Genomic DNA, 18,063 nt, shown 5'->3' on the forward strand with positions numbered 1-18,063 from the left:
CGCCAGAACTTTCAACAACCCCCCATGCGAGGAGCTGTGATATCCGGTATTAGACCCCGTTTCCAAGGCTTATCCCAGAGTGCAGGGCAGATTACCCACGTGTTACTCACCCGTTCGCCACTCATCCCCCACCGAAGTGGGTTCAGCGTTCGACTTGCATGTGTTAAGCACGCCGCCAGCGTTCGTCCTGAGCCAGGATCAAACTCTCCAACAATGTCTTCGAATTCAACCGAGGCAATTCAATGCTCTCAAAGGAACCTCATACGAGGTTCAATACATAAGCTCTACTGGCTTAGTTCACTAGCACACTGTTGAGTTCTCAAGCAACACACCCCGAGTCGCACCGCCGTCAAGCGGCCTTACTCGAAGCGAGTTATTCCTAGCAGTTTTTGGTGGGACACCCACTCAATCGCGATCCGCGAGAGCTTGGTTCGTGTCCCGGCGGCCGCCTGGTCTCCCTGGCGACTTGGAGAACTTTACACCCCCCGAGAGGGCCCGAAACAGGGGGGTCCCTTAACCGCGTTTCAGCAGGTCAGGGCCCTGTTCCGGGCCACCGGGCCGGTCAGCCGCCAAGTGCGACGCCGGCGACGTTGCGGCGGCCCCGGCGGACCACCAGCCACTTGCCGTGCAGCGCGTCCTCGGCGGACGGCTTCCACTCCTCGTCGGCGACCTTCACGTTATTCACGTACGCGCCGCCCTCCTTGATCGTGCGCCGCGCCGCGCCCTTGCTGTCCACCAGGCCGCCGGCGAGCAGCAGGTCGACGATCGTCGCCTCGCCCGTCGCGTCGACCTTGCCGTTCGGCACCTCGGCCATCGCCGCGTCGAGGGTGCGCTCGTCCAGCTCACCGAGCTCGCCGCGGCCGAACAGCGCCTGGCTGGCGTTGATCACCTGCCGGGTCTGCTCCTCACCGTGCACCAGAACGGTGAACTCCTCCGCCAGCCGCTTCTGCGCGGCCCGCAGGTGGGGACGTTCCTTCGTGTCCTCCTCCAGCGAGGCGATCTCCTCCTGGGTCAGGAACGTGAACATCCGCAGGTAGCGGATGACGTCGGCGTCGCCCACGTTCACGAAGTACTGGTACCAGGCGTACGGCGAGGTCATCTCCGGGTCGAGCCAGAGGTTCCCGCCGCCGGTGGACTTGCCGAACTTCCGGCCTTCGGCGTCGGTGACCAGCGGCGCGGTCAGTGCGTGCACGGCCGCGCCCTCGGTCCGGCGGATCAGGTCGACGCCGCCGACGAGGTTGCCCCACTGGTCGGACCCGCCGACCTGCAGCCTGCAGCCGTACTGCCGGTAGAGCTGCTGGTAGTCCTGCGACTGCAGCAGCAGGTAGCTGAACTCGGTGTACGACATGCCGTCGCCCTCGAGCCGTCGCTTGACCGTCTCGCGGTTGAGCATGACGTTGATCGAGAAGTGCTTCCCGACGTCGCGCAGGAACTCCAGCGCGGTCTGCTGCCCGGTCCAGTTGAGGTTGTTTTCGACGATCGCGCCGGTCTCCGAGTCGTCGAAGTCGACGAACCGTTCGAGCTGGCCGCGGATGCGCCCGGCCCATTCGGCGACGACGTCAAGGGTGTTCAGCGTGCGCTCACCGGTGTCCCGGGGGTCGCCGATCATCCCGGTCGCGCCGCCCGCCAGCACGATCGGCCGGTGCCCGGCCCGCTGGAAGCGCTTGAGCATGAGCAGCGGGACGAGGTTGCCGGCGTGCAGGCTGGGCGCGGTGGGGTCGAACCCGCAATAGAGCGTCACAGGACCCTGGTCGAGCTCGCGCCGGAGGGCGTCGATGTCGGTGGACTGCGCGATGAGGCCGCGCCAGGACAGCTCGTCGAGGATGTGTTCGCTCACGCCTGTAGATCCTCCCGCACCTGGTCAACCGACTAAACGGCGGGTCGAACCCGGCGCTTCCCGCCGCGGCGGTAGGTGGACACCGCGGGCGAGCCGTCGACCCAGAACCGCCACGGCGTGTCCATCGCCATCGCGACGCCGACGCGGGGCCCGGATCGGATCGACTCGGCGGGGACGCGTTCGCCGACGCGCAGCCGGACCGAGGACGCCGGGTCGGTCAGGTCGACGCCGTTCTGCTCGCGGTCGATGCGCAGCACCGACGTCAGGATCGCCGGCCCCTTGGCCAGCTCGCCGGTCCCCCGCGCGTTCGGGCGCCGCTTGCGGACGACGTCGAGGCCGGTGACGACCTCGCCGGCCCGCAGCAGCACCGCGCCGGCCACGCCGTCGTGGGAGCCGACGATGTTCGCGCAGAAGTGCATCCCGTAGACGAAGTACACGTACAGGTGACCCGCCGGACCCCACATGACGGCGTTGCGCGGGGTCTGCCCGCGGTAGCAGTGCGACGCCGGGTCGTCCTCGCCGCGGTAGGCCTCGACCTCGACGAGCCGGACGCCGACGGTGCCGTCGGGTCCGTCCGCCTCGAGGACCGAGCCGAGCAGCAGGTGGGCGAGGTCGACCGGGTCGAGCGCCAGCTCTTCACGGGTGAACAGCCGGTCGCTCACACGATCTCCCCTCGCCCCGTCTACCGGACCGAGCGTAACCACCGGCTCAGTTCAGCCACTGCCGGGCCGCGGTGACGCGCTCCTCGAGCCGCGCGCGCTGCTCGGCCACGCGCTCGGGGGCCGTGCCGCCGCGGGCGTTGCGCGACTTCACCGAGCCTTCGACCGTGAGGACGGCGCGGACCTCCGGCGTGAGCGCCGGGTTGATCTTCTCGAACTCCTCGTCGGTCAGCTCGTCCAGACCGACACCGCGGGACTCGGCGACGCGGACGCTCTCCCCCGCCGCTTCGTGCGCGACGCGGAACGGCACGCCCTGGCGCACCAGCCACTCCGCGATGTCGGTGGCCAGCGTGAACCCGGCCGGGGCCAGTTCGGCGAGGCGGTCGGTGTGGAACGTCAGCGTGGCGAGCATGCCCGCGATCGCCGGGAACAGGAGCTCCAGCTGCTCGACCGAGTCGAACACCGGCTCCTTGTCTTCCTGCAGATCCCGGTTGTAGGCCAGCGGCTGCGCCTTCAGGGTGGCGAGCAGGCCGGTGAGGTTGCCGATCAGCCGGCCCGCCTTGCCGCGGGTCAGCTCGGCGACGTCCGGGTTCTTCTTCTGCGGCATGATCGAGCTGCCGGTGGCCCACGCGTCGTCCAGCGTCACGTAGCCGAACTCGGCGGTGTTCCAGATGACCACCTCTTCGGCGATCCGCGACAGGTTCACCGAGAGCATCGCGACGGCGAAGGCGAACTCGGCGACGAAGTCGCGCGAAGCCGTGCCGTCGATCGAGTTTTCGACGCTGGTCGCGAAGCCCAGCTCCTCGGCGACGGCCTCGGGGTCGAGACCCAGCGACGAGCCCGCGAGCGCGCCCGAGCCGTACGGCGATTCCGCCGTGCGGGCGTCCCAGTCCTGCAGCCGCGAGACGTCGCGCAGCAGCGCCTGGCCGTGGGCCATCAGGTGGTGCGCGAGCAGCACCGGCTGGGCGTGCTGGAGGTGGGTGCGACCGGGCAGGATCGCCTCCGGGTGCTGCTTCGCCTGGAGCACGAGCGCGTCGACGACGTCGAGTACGCCGGCGACGACGCGGCGGGCGGCGTCGCGCAGCCACATCCGGAAGAGCGTGGCCACTTGGTCGTTGCGCGAGCGGCCGGCGCGCAGCTTGCCGCCGAGCTCGGTGCCGGCCCGCTCGAGCAGACCGCGCTCGAGGGCCGTGTGCACGTCCTCGTCGGCGATCGTCGGGGTGAACGCCCCCGACGCGACGTCCTGGGCCAGCGCGTCGAGCGCGGTCAGCATGCCGGTGAGCTCGTCGTCGGTGAGCAGACCCGCCTTGCGCAGCACGCGGGCGTGCGCGCGCGAACCGGCGATGTCGTAGGGCGCCAGGCGCCAGTCGAAGTGCGTCGACGCGCTCAGCGCGGCCATGGCCTCCGCCGGACCGCTGGCGAACCGGCCGCCCCACAGCTGCACCGGCTGCTCGTTCCCGCTCACTGTTCTCGCTTCTCCTCGGTGTTCGTTGGGTTGTTCAAGCGACCGTGATCCGGCCGTCGTGGAGGACCAGCCGGATTTCGCCCGACGCGGCGTCGGTCAGCTTGGCGCATCCGCGGCCGGCCCGCCGTTCGAGTGCGGCGCACGCTTCGCCGCGGCCAATCCGCTGCGCCTCGCCCCGCGCGCTCAGCATCCGGCGCGCTTCGGCGACCGAGACGGTTTCGCCGTCGATCGCCACCGGGACGCCGTGGTCGAAGGTGATCACGACTTCGTCCGGTGCGAGGAACTCCCCCTCCGCCGGGAAGATGTCGCCGATCATGGTGTTCCTTCGTCTGCCGATCGTTGGGCGAGCGCGGCGAAGCGCTCGGCGAGTTCCTTGCCGGACAGGGGTTCGCGCGCGATCACGGCGACCGTGTCGTCGCCCGCGATCGAGCCGACGACCTCTTCCAGTGCCGCCCGGTCGATGGCGCTGGCCAGGAACTGCGCGGCCCCCGGCGGGGTCCGCAGCACCATCAGGTTGCCCGACGAGTCGGCCGAGACCATCAGCTCGGCCAGCAGCCGCGAAAGCCGGGACGTGCCGCCCTGCACGCCGCGGACCGGGCTGCCGTCCTCCGGGATGACGTAGACCGGCGCACCCGAGTCCGGCCCGCGCAGCTTGACCGCGCCGAGCTCGTCGAGGTCGCGCGAGAGCGTCGCCTGGGTGACCTCGATGCCCTCCGCGGCCAGGAGCTTGGCCAGCTCGGTCTGGCTGCGGATGGTCATAGTGGACACCAGCTCGGTGATCCGCGCCTGGCGCCCCACCCGGCTGCTGGTCATCGCCGGCTCTCTTCGAACAGCCAGACGAGCAGCGCCTTCTGGGCGTGGAGCCGGTTCTCCGCCTCGTCCCACACCGCGCTGGCCGGGCCGTCGAGCACCTCGTCGGTGATCTCCCAGCCGCGGTGCGCCGGCAGGCAGTGCAGCACGATCGCGTCGTCCGCGGCCTTCTTCAGCAGCTCGGCGTTGACCTGCAGCGCCCGGAACGGGCCGACCCGGTCGAGCCCGTCGTTCTCCTGCCCCATCGACGTCCACGTGTCGGTGACCAGCACGTCCGCGCCGTCGACCGCCGCGTACGGGTCGGTGTAGACGGTCGCGCTGCCGCCGGTCTCGCTCGCCCGCTTCTTCGCGTCCAGCATCACGCCCTGGTCCGGCTGGAAGCCGACCGGCGAGACGACCCGGACGTGCATCCCGGCCGTGACGCCGCCGAGCAGCAGCGAGTGCGCCATGTTGTTGGCGCCGTCACCGAGGTAGACGAGGGTGAGGCCCTCGAGCTTGCCCTTGCGCTCGCGGATCGTCATCAGGTCGGTGAGCACCTGGCACGGGTGGAACTCGTCGGTGAGCGCGTTGACCACCGGGATCGAGGCGGCCGAGGCCATCGCTTCGATGCGCTTCTGCGCGAAGGTCCGCCACACGATCCCGTCGACGTACCGCGACAGCACCCGCGAAGTGTCCTCGATCGTCTCTTCACGGCCGAGCTGCATCGAGCGGCCGTCGACGATCACCGGGTGCCCGCCGAGCTGGCTGATGCCGACCTCGAACGAGAACCGGGTCCGGGTCGAGTTCTTCTCGAAGATCGCCGTGACCGACTTGCCGGCGAGCGTCTTGGTGCCGAGCGGGTCGGCCTTGAGCCCGTCGGCGAGGTCGAGGATGGCTTTCTGCTCGGCGGGACTGACGTCGTCGTCGCGGAGGAAGTGGCGGAGCATCAGTCGGAGTCCTTCGTGGTGGAGTCGAGCGCGTTCGGGAGGGCGGCGAGGAAGCCGGCGGCCTGGTCGCCGTCGAGCACGAGCGGGGGCGCGAGCCGGATGGCGTCCGGCGCGACCGGGTTGACGAGGTAACCGGCGTCCTGCGCGGCCTTGGCCACCGCGGCCGAGACGGGTTCGCGCAGGGCGATGCCGAGCAGCAGGCCGGCGCCGCGCACCCCGGCGACGAGCGGGTGGCCGAGCGCTTCGACGCCCGTCGCGATGTCCTTGCCCAGCGCCGAAACGTGGTCGAGGAGACCGTCCGCGGCGATGGTCTTCAGCACGGCCAGGCCGGCCGCGCAGCACACCGGGTTGCCGCCGAAGGTCGTCCCGTGCTGGCCGGGCTTGAGCAGATCGCCGGCCGCGCCGACGCCGATCACCGCGCCCAGTGGCAGCCCGCCGCCGAGCCCCTTGGCCAGGGTGATGACGTCCGGGACGATGCCCGCCTGCTGGTAGCCGAACCAGGTGCCGAGGCGGCCGAGGCCGGTCTGCACCTCGTCGAGCACGAGCAGCGTGCCGGTGGCCTTGGTGATCTCGCGGGCGGCCTGCAGGTAGCCGTCGGGCGCCGGGATGACGCCCGCCTCCCCGAGCACCGGCTCCAGGAAGACGGCCGCGGTCTCGGTGTCGACGGCCGCTTTCAGCGCCGCGACGTCCCCGAACGGTACGTGCTCGACGCCGGGGACCAGCGGCTTGAAGGGATCGCGCTTGCCGGGCTGGCCGGTGAGCGTCAGCGAGCCCATGGTCCGGCCGTGGAACGCGCCCTCGGCGGCGATCACCTTGGTGCGCCCGGTCAGCCGGCTGATCTTCAGGGCGGCTTCGTTGGCCTCGGCGCCGGAGTTGACGAACAGCACCTTGCCGTTGCCGGTGAGGCCGGCGACGTCGAGCAGCGCCTCGGCGAGCTCGACGGCCACCGGGTTGACGTACAGGTTCGACGTGTGGCCGAGCTGCCTGATCTGCGCGGTGACGGCCTCGACGACGGCCGGGTGGGCGTGGCCCAGCGCGTTGACGGCGATGCCGCCGACCAGGTCGACGTACTCCTTGCCGTCGGCGTCCCACACCTTCGCGCCCTCGCCGCGCACGAGCGTCAGCGCCGGGGTGCCGTAGTTGTCCATGAGGGCGGACTGCCAGTGCTGCCGGCCGTCTGCATTGGACTTGAGGTCGGTCACGGGAGCTCCGTTTCGGGGAAGACCATGGTGCCGATGCCGCGCGAGGTGAAGACCTCCAGCAGCACCGAGTGGGCGAGGCGGCCGTCGATCACGTGCGCCCGGCGCACGCCGCCGCGGATGGCGCGCACGCACGCCTCCATCTTCGGGATCATGCCGCTGGCCAGGGTGGGCAGCATCGGCTCGAGGTGGTCGACGCGGATGCGGTCGATCAGCGAGGAGCGGTCGGGCCAGTTCGCGTACAGCCCTTCGACGTCGGTGAGCACGACGAGCTTCTCCGCGCCCAGCGCGGCCGCCAGCGCGCCCGCGGCCGTGTCGGCGTTGACGTTGTGCACGACGCCCTCGACGTCCGGGGCGACCGTGGACACGACCGGGATGCGCCCGGCGTTGACGATGTCAAGGACCGCGTCCGGGTTGACCTCGGCGACCTCGCCGACGAGCCCGATGTCGACCTGCTCACCGTCCACAGTGGCCTGTTTGCGCTCGGCGGTGAACAACCGGGCGTCCTCACCGGAGATGCCGACCGCGTACGGGCCGTGGGCGTTGATCAGCCCGACGAGCTCGCGGCTGACCTGGCCGGTGAGCACCATCCGGACGATGTCCATCGTCTCCGGTGTGGTGACGCGCAGGCCGCCCTTGAACTCGCCTTCGACGCCGAGGCGCTTGAGCATCGCGGTGATCTGCGGGCCGCCGCCGTGCACGACGACCGGGCGCAGACCGGCCAGCCGGAGGAACACCATGTCTTCGGCGAAGGCCGCCTTCAGCCCGTCGTCGATCATCGCGTTGCCGCCGTACTTGACCACCACCGTGGCGCCGTGGAACCGCTGCAGCCACGGCAGCGCCTCGATGAGCACCCCCGCCTTTTCGGCCGCCGTCGCCAGTCTTTCGTCCGCGGAGATCAAGGCATCCGAACCCATCATGAGGAGTACGCGCTGTTCTCTTCGACGTAACCGTGGGAAAGGTCGGTGGTGTAGATCGTGGCCGCCGCGCCGCCGACCCCGAGGTCGACGACGATCTCGATGCTCCGGCCGGTGAGGTCCGCCTCGGACCGGTCGGCGCCGGGCACGCCCTGCGCGAACAGGGTGACGCCGTTGATCGCGATCGACACCGTCTCCGGGTCGATGCGGGCCGGGACCCGGCCGAGCGCCATCGCGATCCGGCCCCAGTTGGGGTCGGAGCCGAACAGCGCCGTCTTGACCAGGTTGTCCTCCGCGATCGTGCGGGCGACGGCGATCGCGTCGGCTTCGGATTCGGCGCCCTGGACGGTGATGTCGACGTCCTTCGTCGCGCCTTCGGAGTCCGCGCGCAGCTGCAGGACCAGGTCGAGGCTGACTTTGGTGAGCAGCTCGGTGAGCTCGGCCTCGGTGGGTTCGACGCCACTCGCGCCGGAAGCCAGGACCAGGACGGTGTCGTTGGTGGACGTGCCGCCGTCGACGTCGAGCCGGTCGAAGGTGACGTGGGTGGCCGCGCGCAGGGCGCGGTCGAGGGTTTCCCTGTCCACCACGGCGTCGGTGGTGAGCACCGAGAGCATGGTCGCAAGGTTCGGCGCGAGCATGCCCGCGCCCTTGGCGAAGCCGCCGACACTCCAGCCGGCGTCGTGCTTCGCGAAGGCCTGCTTCGGCTTGGTGTCCGTCGTCATCACGCCCGTGGCGGCGTTCAGGCTCGCCTCGGCGCTCGCGTCGAGGGCCTTGAACGCGGTGTCCACTCCGGACAGCACCGCGTCCATCGGCAGCCGCTCGCCGATCAGGCCGGTGGAGCAGACGGCGACCTCGATCGCGCCCGCCTGCAGGACGTCGGCGACCTTTTCGGCGGTGGCGTGGGTGTCCTGGAAGCCACCGGGGCCGGTGGCCGCGTTGGCACCGCCCGAGTTCAGCACGACGGCCTTCAGCCGCTGCTGCTTGAGCACCTCTTGGGACCACAGCACCGGCGCGGCCTTGATGACGTTGCGGGTGAACACGCCGGCCGCGACGTCGAGCGGGCCGTCGTTGACGACCAGCGTGAGGTCGAGGGCGCCGGAGGCCTTGATCCCGGCGGCGACGCCGGCGGCGCGGAAGCCCTGGGGGCCGGTGACGGTCACGGTGCGACTCCTACGGTGGAAAGGCCGGTGGTCTCGGGGAAGCCGAGAGCCAGGTTCATCGACTGGACGGCACCGCCGGCGGTGCCCTTGGTGAGGTTGTCGATCGCCGCGACGACGACCAGGCGCCGGGCGTCGGCGTCGACCGTGACCTGCAGCTGGACGTTGTTCGAGCCGAGCGTCGCCGAGGTGGCCGGCCAGGCGCCCGCGGGCAGCAGCTGGACGAACGGCTCGGCGTCGTAGGCCTTTTCGTAGGCCGCGCGGGCGGCGGCCTCGTCGACGTCGTCCTTCAGCGGCGCGCTCGCCGTGGTGAGAATGCCGCGGGGCATCGGCGCGAGCACCGGGGTGAAGGACACGGTGACCTTCTCCCCCGCGACGGCCGAGAGGTTCTGCGCGAACTCGGGGGTGTGGCGGTGGGCGCCGCCGACGCCGTACGCACTCGCCGAGCCCATCACCTCGGAGCCGAGCAGATTCGGTTTCAGGCTCTTGCCGGCGCCGGAGGTGCCGGTGACCGCGACGACCGTGACGTCCGGCTCGACCAGGCCGGCGGCGAACGCCGGCGCCAGGGCCAGGGACCCGCCGGTCGGGAAGCAGCCGGGCACGGCGACGCGCTTGGTGCCGGTCAGCTTCTCGCGGGCACCGGGCAGCTCGGGCAGGCCGTACGGCCACTGGCCGGCGTGGCCACCGCCGTACCAGCGCTGCCAGTCGGCCGGGTCGGCCAGGCGGTGGTCGGCGCCCATGTCGACGACCAGGACGTCCGGGCCGAGCTGCGCCGCGATCTCCGCGGAGTGCCCGTGGGGCAGCGCGAGGAACACGACGTCGTGGCCGGCGAGGGTCTCCGGCGTCGTCTCGGCCAGGACGCGGTCGGCGAGGGGGACGAGGTGGGGCTGGTGGACGCCGAGCTTCGTACCCGCGCTGCTGGCGGCCGTGAGGGCGCCGATCTCGACCTCGGGATGGGTCAGGAGCAGACGCAGCAGCTCACCGCCCGCGTATCCGCTGGCTCCGGCCACCGCGATGTTCACCGTCATACGCATGATTATGCACGCCCTTGCAAGGCTAAACAAACGGGATTACCGGGAAGTGGTGCCCGCCACCTTGGGATGCTGGGCCGATGACGGACACCCCGGCGCGGCTGCTCGGCCTGCTTTCGCTGCTCCAGACGCCGCGCGAGTGGCCGGGCAGCGAGCTGGCCGACCGGCTCGGCGTCAGCCCGCGCACGATCCGCCGCGACGTCGACCGGCTGCGCGACCTCGGCTACCCGGTGGAGGCCAGCCGCGGTGTCGCGGGCGGGTACCGGCTGGTGGCCGGCACGGCGATGCCACCACTGGTCCTCGAGGACGACGAAGCCGTCGCGATCGCCGTGGGACTGCGGACCGCCGCCGGGCAGACCGTCGCCGGGATCGAGGAAGCGTCCGTGCGGGCGCTGGCCAAGCTGGAGCAGGTCCTGCCGGCGCGGCTGCGCCGCCGGGTGGGCACGATCGGCACGGCGACGGTCGCCGTGCCGGCCGCGGGACCGGCCGTCGACCCCGCCCAGCTGACGGTGTTCGCCGGCGCGATCACCAACCACGAGACCGTCCGCTTCCGCTACCGCGCGAACGACGGCAGCGAGACGCGGCGCCGGGCCGAGCCGCTCCGGCTGGTCGCGGCCGGCCGCCGCTGGTACCTGGTGGCCTACGACCTCGACCGTGCGGACTGGCGCGTCTTCCGGGCCGACCGGGTCCGCGACGCCCAGGCGACCGGCAGCCGCGCGGCCCAGCGCAAGCCGCCGGCGACGGACCTGGCGGCCTACGTCGTCGAACGGCTCTACGACCTCGTGCCGACGTACCGGGCGGTGGCCGTGGTGGCGGAACCGGCGTCGCGGGTCGCACCCCGGCTCGGCGCGGCCGCCGGCGAGCTGACCGAACTGGCGGACGGCCGCTGCCGGTGGCGCAGTCACCCGGACACCCTGGACTGGCTCGCGTTCCGGTTGCTGGGCCTGGGGTGCGCGTTCACGGTCGAGGAACCGCCGGAACTGGTCGAGCACCTGCAGGTGCTCGCGGACCGGGCCGCCGCGGCGGCTTCCGGCGCGCGAACGTGATCGGTGATGGGGCACGGTTCTTCCTCCCTGGACGTTGCCGGGCATGAGGCGGCGGGCCGGTCCTTCGTGGACCGGCCCGCCGTGCTCAGGTGGGCTCGCCTTCGTCCAGGTCCACGCGCCGGCTCGGCGGCACGGGGAGGTAGCAGCCCGGGTTCTCCGGGTCGCAGCCCACGCGGGGCAGCCGGGCGCGGATGCCGCCGGGAGTGCGTTCGAAGTACGCCGCGATGTCCGCCACGCTTTCGCCCGCGATCCACCGGCTCTCCAGCTCGGCGTCCATCTCCTCGTTCCACGGGCGGCCCTGCTGCGCAGGACGGCCCGCGGATCTTCGCCGCGGTGCCCGGCCCCCGCCGGTCGCGGACAGCAGCCCGTCCGCGACCAGGTCGGCGACCGTGGACGCCACCGCGACGTCCAGGTCCAGGCTGCCCTCGGCGACCGGTTCGCCCGTGGGGCCACCGGCTTCCAGGGTGATCATCACCCGGGTGTTCGGTTCGGCGCGGTCGTCGTCCGTCCTGGTGGCGACCGCGATCTGGTAGGTGATCTCCTGCGCCCGGACCTCGGTCCGGCGCTCTTCGATGATCGACATGCCGCGAAGCTAGCGCGCACCCCCGACAGTTTTCGGCCACGCGCTGCTCACGGCCGACTTCGCTCCGAAATTGTCGGACCCCTCCCCTAACGTCTCCGGCGACCACACCACGTGATCGGGAGGCGACGATGGGACACCGGCGGACAAGACGGTGCCCCGGTCCGGGCGAACCGGACCGGGGCACCGTGCGGAGCTTGCGCTCAGAAGTGCAGCAGCTGGGCCAGCGTGCTCTGCTTCTCCTGGGCGGCCTTCGCGGAGCTGTCCGACTTCTGCGCGGCGGCGCCGTCGGGCACCGGCGGCGGGACCGGGCTGCACTGGACGTCCGAGTGGTTGCCGGGCTGGCGCTTCGGCAGGGTGCCGTTGGCCAGGTAGTCGGCGATCTTGTCGTCCACACAGGACACCCCGGACAGCGAGCCGGCGTGCGTCGTGCCACCCGGCGCGCTGATCAGGCTCGAGTTCGGGTACCGCTTGCGGACCTCGAGGCTGCCGGGGTACGGCGTGGCGGCGTCGAGCTCCTCGCTGATCAGCAGCGCGCCGGCCACCTTGCGGCCGTCGATGTCCACCGGCTTGCCCGCCTTCGCCGGCCAGAACACGCACGGCGCGTTGAACCAGGCGTTGCCCCAGGTCTCGAACGGGGCCTTGGCGTAGGTCAGCCAGTTGTCGAAGCGCCACTTGTTCCAGCTGGTCGGCCACTGCACGTCGGTGCACTGCACGCCGAGGTACACGGCGAAGCCGTTGTCGTTGCCGGGCGGGTTCGAGTCGTCGTAGAGCGACTTGAGCGTCTGCCAGTCACCCTTGTGCACGTACCCGTCGAACGCCTTGGCCATGTCGACCCAGCCGAAGACGTAGTAGCCGGCCTGCAGGAAGATGTCGGTCCACTCGTCGCCGCCGATCACCCCGCCCGCCGGGTTCTTGGCGAGCTTGCGCTGCGTGTCGTACCACAGCTTCTCGACGGCGGAACCGGTCTTGCCGAGGTGGTAGACGTTGTCGTACTTCGCGAGCCAGTCGAAGTAGATCTTGATGTTCTTGTCGAACGCGACGTCCTGGTCGAGGTTGGCCTGGTACCAGACCTTCCGCGGGTCGACGTTGCCGTCGAGCACCATCCGGCGGACGTTCTTCGGGTACAGCGTGCTGTACACCTGGCCGAGGTAGGTGCCGTAGGAGAAGCCGTAGTAGTTGATCTGCTTCTCGCCGAGCGCCTTGCGGAGGCTGTCCATGTCCTGCGCGACGTCGGTCGTCTTCAGGTGGTTGAGGATTTCGCCGTTCTTCCTGCAGGCCTCGGCGTAGCCCTTCGAACGGTCGAGCCAGGTCTTCTCCAGCTGCGGCGTCGTCGGCACGTAGGCCGGCCGGTTGTAGCTGAAGTAGTTCCCGTCGCAGGTCAGCGCGGGCTTGCTGGACCCGACGCCCCGCGGGTCGAAGCCGATCCAGTCGTAGTTGTCGCCCGCGTGGTTCGGCACGTACTTGCCGAGCACCGAGAGCCCGAGGCCGGACCCGCCGGGGCCGCCCGGGTTCACCAGCATGATCCCCTGCGACTGCGGGGTCTTGTGCTTGATCCGCGACACCGCGACGGAGACCTTCGCCCCGCCCGGCTTCGCGTAGTCCATCGGCACCTCGAGGAAACCGCACTCGGCGCCGGCGGCCTTCAGGCTCGCCGACGTGCACGGCCCCCAGGCGATCGGCGCGGGGGTGAACTGCACCCCGGGATCCGCCGAAGCGGCGGGCGCGGCGGCCATCAGCCCGGCCGCGAGACCCGCGGCGGCGACGGCGGCAACGATTCTCTTCACAGTCGTCCTTTTCATCCGCATTCGACAGAGTTCGCCGGATTCCGGCGAAACTACCGGCAACCTTCGACAATCTCGCCGACCGGCGCGACTTCCGCCATCCGTCTTTCGTCGGGACCTGCGGCCGCGGCCGAGCCCTGGAACTGTCGGTGCCCGGCAGTACGCTCCGGACCGCACGAGGGCGACGGGAGGACGCATGAGCGCGGACGAACAGCTGGTCAAGGCGATCCGCACGGGGCTGGCCGAGCTGGCCGACCCGGTGAAGGCGACCGCGATGCAGGCGTACATGAAGTCCGCCATGCCGTTCCGCGGGGTGGCCTCACCGGAGCGAAGTGCGTTCCTCAAGGGGGTACTCGCCGACCATATAGTGCCGGATCGGGTGAAATATTCGGCGACCGTGCTGGAGTTGTGGCGCACCGCCGAATTCCGGGAGGAGCGCTACGCGGCCATCGCGCTTTCCGGGCACCGGGCGTACCGGCGGTGGCAGGACCCGGACCTGGTCCCGATGTACGAGGAGATGATCGTCAGCGGCGCTTGGTGGGACTACGTGGACGAGCTGGCGATCCGCCGGATCGGCCCGATCCTGCGGTCGCACCGGCCCGAGCTCACCCGGCTGATGCTGCGCTGGGCGGCGGACCACGACCTCTGGCGCCGCCGCACGGCGATCATCTGCCAGGTCGGGGCCAAGGAGGAAACGGACACGGACCTGCTGGTCCGCGCGATCGAGCCGGCGATCGCCGAACCGGAGTTCTTCCTGCGCAAGGGAATCGGCTGGGCCCTGCGGGAGTACGCGAAGACATCGCCGGACTGGGTGCGGTCCTTTGTGGACGACCACCCGGGACTGTCCGGACTCTCGCGGCGGGAGGCGCTGAAGCACATCGGGTGATCCGCGGTCGGCTCGTGCGTGGAGGGTCGACACGCGTGATTGGAGGGTCGACGCGGGTGGGAGGGGCCGGGGTTCCGGCCCCTCCTCGGCCTTGTCGCGTCCTGTGGTCAGGCGCGCAGGGTTGCGTCGAAGCGCTCGCCTGCCGCCGCCACTGCGGCGTCGCGGGCCTTGGTGGCCTCGTCGACCGTCAGCGTGCGGTCCGCGGCGCGGAAGCGCAGCTTGTACGCCAGGGACCGCTTGCCCTCGCCGACCTGCTCGCCCGTGTACACGTCGAACAGCGTGATGTCTTCCAGCAACTCGCCCGCGCCTTCGCGCAGCACCGCGGCCAGGTCGGCCGACGGCACTTCCGAAGCCGCGACCAGGGCGACGTCGAGCAGCACCGGCGGGTAGCTCGAGACGCTCGGCGCCGGGCGGGAGTCCGGCAGCGGGATCGCGTCCAGGTCCAGCTCCATCGCGACCGTCCGCGGCGGCAGGCCGAGGGCCTCGACCACCTTGGGGTGCAGCTCGCCGGCGTGGCCGACCGGCCAGTCGCCGACCTGCAGCCGGGCGCAGCGGCCCGGGTGCCACGGCGGGAGGTCCGCGGCCTGCACCGTCAGCTCGATGCCGGCGGCCGCGGCGACCGTCCGGGCCGCCTGCACCGCGTCGGCCCAGTTCGCCGGCTCGCCCTGGCCCCACCAGCCGGCGCGGCGCAGCTGGCCGCCCAGCACCACCGCGACGTGCAGCGGCTGCTGCGGCACGGCCGCTTCGAGCAGCGCGAGCTCCTCGTCGGTCGGGCGGTGGTCGACGCCGAGGTCGGGCACCTTCAGCGGGTTCGGCGCCGGCAGCACGACCTGGCCGATGTGGAACAGCGAGACGTCCTTCATCCCGCGCGACACGTTGCGCTGCAGCGTGTCCAGCAGGCCCGGCAGCAGCGTTGTCGCCAGCCGGTTGCGGTCGGCCTCCAGCGGGTTGCGGACCACGACCGCGTTGCGGCGGACGTCGTCCTCCGGCAGGCCGAAGGCGTCCCACACCGCGTCGCTGACGAACGGGAACGGGCGCACCTCGACGTACCCGGCCTCCGCCAGGGCCCGTGCCACGCTGCGGCTGCGGCGCTGGGTGTCGGTCAGGCCACGGCCGGCCGGGGCGGCGGGCAGTGTCGACGGGATGCTGTCGTAGCCCTCCAGCCGCAGCACCTCTTCGACGAGGTCCGCGGGCTGCTTGAGGTCGCCGCGCCAGCTCGGCGGGATCGCGGTGACCAGGCCGGTGCCGTCGTCACCCGTGCCGACCGAGACCTTGCAGCCGATCTGGGTGAGCCGGCGGACGGTCACGCCGCGCTGGTAGTTCACGCCCGCGATCCGGTCCGGCAGGTTGATCGGCATCACGACGGGCGGGTTCGGCTCGACCGTGCCCTCGTCGGTGCGGCCGGGCTGGATGGCGGCGTCGCCGTACTGGCGCAGCAGCCGGGCGGCCAGCTCGACGGCCGCCGGGCACAGCTGCGGGTCGGTGAACCGCTCGAACCGCTTGGCGGCCTCGGAGAACAGCTTGTGCCGCCGGGCGGTGCGGCTGATCGCGGCCGGGTTCCAGTGCGCCGCCTCGAGCAGGACGTCGGTGCTCTCCGCCGTGATCTCGGTGCTCGCACCGCCCATCGTGCCGGCGAGCGAGATGACGCCGCTGTCGTCGGCGATGATCACGTCGTCCGGGTCGAGCGTGCGCTCGACGTCGTCCAGCGTGGTCAGCTTCTCGCCCGGCTTCGCCCGGCGCACCACCAGGTCACCCTGGATGGCCTTGGTGGCGAACGCGTGCAGCGGGTGCCCGAGCTCGAGCATCACGTAGTTGGTGACGTCGACGGCCAGCGAGATCGAGCGGATGCCGGCCAGCATCAGCCGGCGCCGCATCCACCACGGGGTCGGCGCGGTCGCGTCCAGGCCGGTGACCCGGCGCAGCACGAACCGCGGGCAGCCTTCCGGGTCCTCGACGTGGACCGGCCACGCGTCGCCCTCGGCCGCCGGGACCTCCAGCATCGCCGGGTCACCGAAGGCGACGTCCAGCGCGTTCGACAGCTCGCGCGCGAGGCCGCGGACGGACAGGGCGTAGCCGCGGTCCGGGGTCGGCGCCAACTCGATCACCGAGTCGTCGAGGCCGAGCAGCTCGCGGGCGTCGTCGCCGGGGCTCGCGGTGCCGGAGGGCAGCACGAGGATGCCGGCGTGGTCGTCGCCGAGGCCGAGCTCGCGGGCCGAGCAGATCATGCCGTCGCTGACGCGGCCGTAGGTCTTGCGGGAAGCGATCGTGAAGTCGCCGGGCAGGACCGCGCCGGGCAGCGCGACGACGACCAGGTCGCCCTCGGCGAAGTTGCGCGCGCCGCAGACGATGCCGCGGGTCTTGATGCCGTGCGGGCCCTCGTCGAACTCGCCGGTTTCGTCGTCGTCCTCGTCTTCGTCGTCTTCCTCGACGACGGGTTCTTCGGCTTCCTCGCCGACGTCGACGCGGCAGAACCGGATCGGCTTCTTGAACTCGGTGAGCTCCTCGATCTCGGCCACCCGGCCGACGACCAGCGGACCGGTGACCGGCCCGAGCTCGCTCAGGTCGTCGACCTCGATGCCGATGCGCACGAAGGCGTCGGCCAGGTCCTGCGGCGTGACCTCCTCGCCGATGTCGAGGTGCTCGGTCAGCCAGCTGACGGGGACTCGCACTACGCCTCCGTTCCGAAGGGAAGGGTGAAGCGGACGTCGCCCTCCACCATGTCGCGCATGTCCGGGATCCCGTTGCGGAACTGCAGGGTGCGCTCGATGCCCATGCCGAAGGCGAAGCCCGAGTACACGTCGGGGTCGACGCCGCAGGCGCGCAGGACGTTCGGGTTGACCATGCCGCAGCCACCCCACTCGACCCAGCCGGGGCCGCCCTTCTTCTCCTCGAACCAGACGTCCACCTCGGCGGACGGCTCGGTGAACGGGAAGAAGTGCGGGCGCAGGCGGGTCTTGGAGTTCTCGCCGAACATCGCGCGGGCGAAGGCGTCCAAGGTGCCCTTGAGGTGCGCCATGGTGATGCCCTTGTCCACCGCGAGGCCTTCGACCTGGGTGAACACCGGGGTGTGCGTCGAGTCCAGCTCGTCGGTCCGGTACGTGCGGCCCGGGCAGACGACGTACACCGGCAGGTCGCGGTGCAGCAGCGTGCGGGCCTGCACCGGCGAGGTGTGCGTCCGCAGCACCAGGCCGGAGTCCTCCTCGCCGACGTAGAAGGTGTCCTGCAGCTGGCGGGCCGGGTGGTCCTTGCCGAAGTTCAGCGCGTCGAAGTTGAACCACTCGGCTTCGAGCTCCGGGCCCTCGGCGACCTCGTAGCCCATCGCGACGAACGCGTCCGCGACGCGCTCGGAGAGGGTGCTGATCGGGTGCCGGGCACCGCGCGCGACGCGGTCCCACGGGAGCGTGACGTCGACCGCCTCTTCGCGCAGCACGCGCTCGTCGCGCTCCACCTGGAGCTCGGCGCGGCGGGTGTCGAAGGCCGACTGGATCGCCTGGCGGGCCTCGTTGACGCGCTTGCCCGCCTCGGCCTTCTCCTGCTTGGGCAGGGCACCGATCTCGCGGCGGGCCAGCATCAGCGGCGAGTGGTCGCCGAGATGAGCCGGCTTGACCTCGGCCAGCGCTTCGAGCCCGGTCGCGGCGGCGAACGCGGCTTCGGCGGCCTTGACCGCCTCCTGCAGCGTCTCGGGGGCCAGCACCGCGCCCTGGGCTTCCTTCTCCTTGGCTCCGGACATAACTCCTCGGCGTCCGCTGGGACTGGTCGTGCGCGC

General features: G+C 71.3%; 16 protein-coding genes and 1 rRNA gene. 2 read left to right on the plus strand and 15 right to left on the minus strand.

The window, feature by feature from the left end:
- The 11 genes from ACYVLJ_RS25165 to argC all read right to left on the minus strand — a co-directional run.
- Positions 1-214: ribosomal RNA gene (locus ACYVLJ_RS25165) — 16S ribosomal RNA — on the minus strand; the annotation flags it as partial.
- Positions 215-562: 348 nt separating this feature from the next.
- Positions 563-1,837: a tyrosine--tRNA ligase gene (gene tyrS, locus ACYVLJ_RS25170; protein WP_460440600.1), complete on the minus strand. Its 1,275-nt coding sequence runs from the start codon at positions 1,835-1,837 to the stop codon at positions 563-565.
- Between the two features lie 32 nt (positions 1,838-1,869).
- Complete coding sequence (locus ACYVLJ_RS25175) at positions 1,870-2,499, minus strand: DNA-3-methyladenine glycosylase (RefSeq protein ID WP_460440601.1); 630 nt, start codon at positions 2,497-2,499, stop codon at positions 1,870-1,872.
- 46 nt (positions 2,500-2,545) lie between these two features.
- Complete coding sequence (gene argH, locus ACYVLJ_RS25180) at positions 2,546-3,961, minus strand: argininosuccinate lyase (protein ID WP_460440602.1); 1,416 nt, start codon at positions 3,959-3,961, stop codon at positions 2,546-2,548.
- A 34-nt stretch (positions 3,962-3,995) separates the two neighbouring features.
- On the minus strand, positions 3,996-4,277 hold the full coding sequence (locus ACYVLJ_RS25185) for an argininosuccinate synthase (RefSeq protein WP_460440603.1): 282 nt from the start codon (positions 4,275-4,277) through the stop codon (positions 3,996-3,998).
- On the minus strand, positions 4,274-4,774 hold the full coding sequence (locus ACYVLJ_RS25190; protein ID WP_451988762.1) for an arginine repressor: 501 nt from the start codon (positions 4,772-4,774) through the stop codon (positions 4,274-4,276). Before ACYVLJ_RS25190 ends, ACYVLJ_RS25185 begins: the two co-directional genes overlap by 4 nt.
- Entirely contained in the window at positions 4,771-5,697 is a 927-nt protein-coding gene (gene argF, locus ACYVLJ_RS25195) for an ornithine carbamoyltransferase (RefSeq protein WP_451988763.1), read from the minus strand. The genes ACYVLJ_RS25190 and argF overlap by 4 nt, the downstream gene beginning before the upstream one ends.
- On the minus strand, positions 5,697-6,899 hold the full coding sequence (locus ACYVLJ_RS25200) for an aspartate aminotransferase family protein (protein ID WP_460440604.1): 1,203 nt from the start codon (positions 6,897-6,899) through the stop codon (positions 5,697-5,699). Before ACYVLJ_RS25200 ends, argF begins: the two co-directional genes overlap by 1 nt.
- Positions 6,896-7,813 (minus strand): acetylglutamate kinase, encoded by a 918-nt coding sequence (gene argB / locus ACYVLJ_RS25205; RefSeq protein ID WP_451988765.1) that lies wholly within the window; start codon positions 7,811-7,813, stop codon positions 6,896-6,898. Before argB ends, ACYVLJ_RS25200 begins: the two co-directional genes overlap by 4 nt.
- Positions 7,813-8,973, minus strand: coding sequence for a bifunctional glutamate N-acetyltransferase/amino-acid acetyltransferase (gene argJ, locus ACYVLJ_RS25210; protein ID WP_460440605.1), 1,161 nt, complete (start codon positions 8,971-8,973; stop codon positions 7,813-7,815). Before argJ ends, argB begins: the two co-directional genes overlap by 1 nt.
- Positions 8,970-9,998 carry an N-acetyl-gamma-glutamyl-phosphate reductase gene (argC, locus tag ACYVLJ_RS25215; protein ID WP_460440606.1) on the minus strand — a complete coding sequence of 343 codons (1,029 nt, stop codon included), beginning with the start codon at positions 9,996-9,998 and terminating at the stop codon, positions 8,970-8,972. Before argC ends, argJ begins: the two co-directional genes overlap by 4 nt.
- 83 nt (positions 9,999-10,081) lie before the next feature.
- On the opposite strand from argC, the gene ACYVLJ_RS25220 reads away from it, so the two are divergent.
- Complete coding sequence (locus ACYVLJ_RS25220) at positions 10,082-11,047, plus strand: helix-turn-helix transcriptional regulator (protein ID WP_460440607.1); 966 nt, start codon at positions 10,082-10,084, stop codon at positions 11,045-11,047.
- Positions 11,048-11,132: 85 nt separating this feature from the next.
- Here the strand turns inward: ACYVLJ_RS25220 and ACYVLJ_RS25225 are convergent, their stop codons facing one another.
- Positions 11,133-11,630 carry a helix-turn-helix domain containing protein gene (locus ACYVLJ_RS25225; protein WP_451988769.1) on the minus strand — a complete coding sequence of 166 codons (498 nt, stop codon included), beginning with the start codon at positions 11,628-11,630 and terminating at the stop codon, positions 11,133-11,135.
- Positions 11,631-11,830: 200 nt separating this feature from the next.
- The gene (locus ACYVLJ_RS25230) at positions 11,831-13,414 is read right to left on the minus strand and encodes an alpha/beta hydrolase (protein ID WP_451988770.1); all 1,584 of its coding nucleotides are present in this window, start codon (positions 13,412-13,414) and stop codon (positions 11,831-11,833) included.
- Positions 13,415-13,607: 193 nt separating this feature from the next.
- Here ACYVLJ_RS25230 and ACYVLJ_RS25235 point away from each other — a divergent pair, with 193 nt between their 5' ends.
- Entirely contained in the window at positions 13,608-14,297 is a 690-nt protein-coding gene (locus ACYVLJ_RS25235; protein ID WP_460440608.1) for a DNA alkylation repair protein, read from the plus strand.
- Positions 14,298-14,404: 107 nt separating this feature from the next.
- Here the strand turns inward: ACYVLJ_RS25235 and pheT are convergent, their stop codons facing one another.
- Positions 14,405-16,966 (minus strand): phenylalanine--tRNA ligase subunit beta, encoded by a 2,562-nt coding sequence (gene pheT / locus ACYVLJ_RS25240; RefSeq protein ID WP_460440609.1) that lies wholly within the window; start codon positions 16,964-16,966, stop codon positions 14,405-14,407.
- Positions 16,966-18,027: a phenylalanine--tRNA ligase subunit alpha gene (pheS, locus tag ACYVLJ_RS25245; protein WP_451982957.1), complete on the minus strand. Its 1,062-nt coding sequence runs from the start codon at positions 18,025-18,027 to the stop codon at positions 16,966-16,968. The genes pheT and pheS overlap by 1 nt, the downstream gene beginning before the upstream one ends.
- Positions 18,028-18,063: the final 36 nt, after the last annotated feature.

This window comes from Amycolatopsis stemonae, from assembly GCF_054781455.1.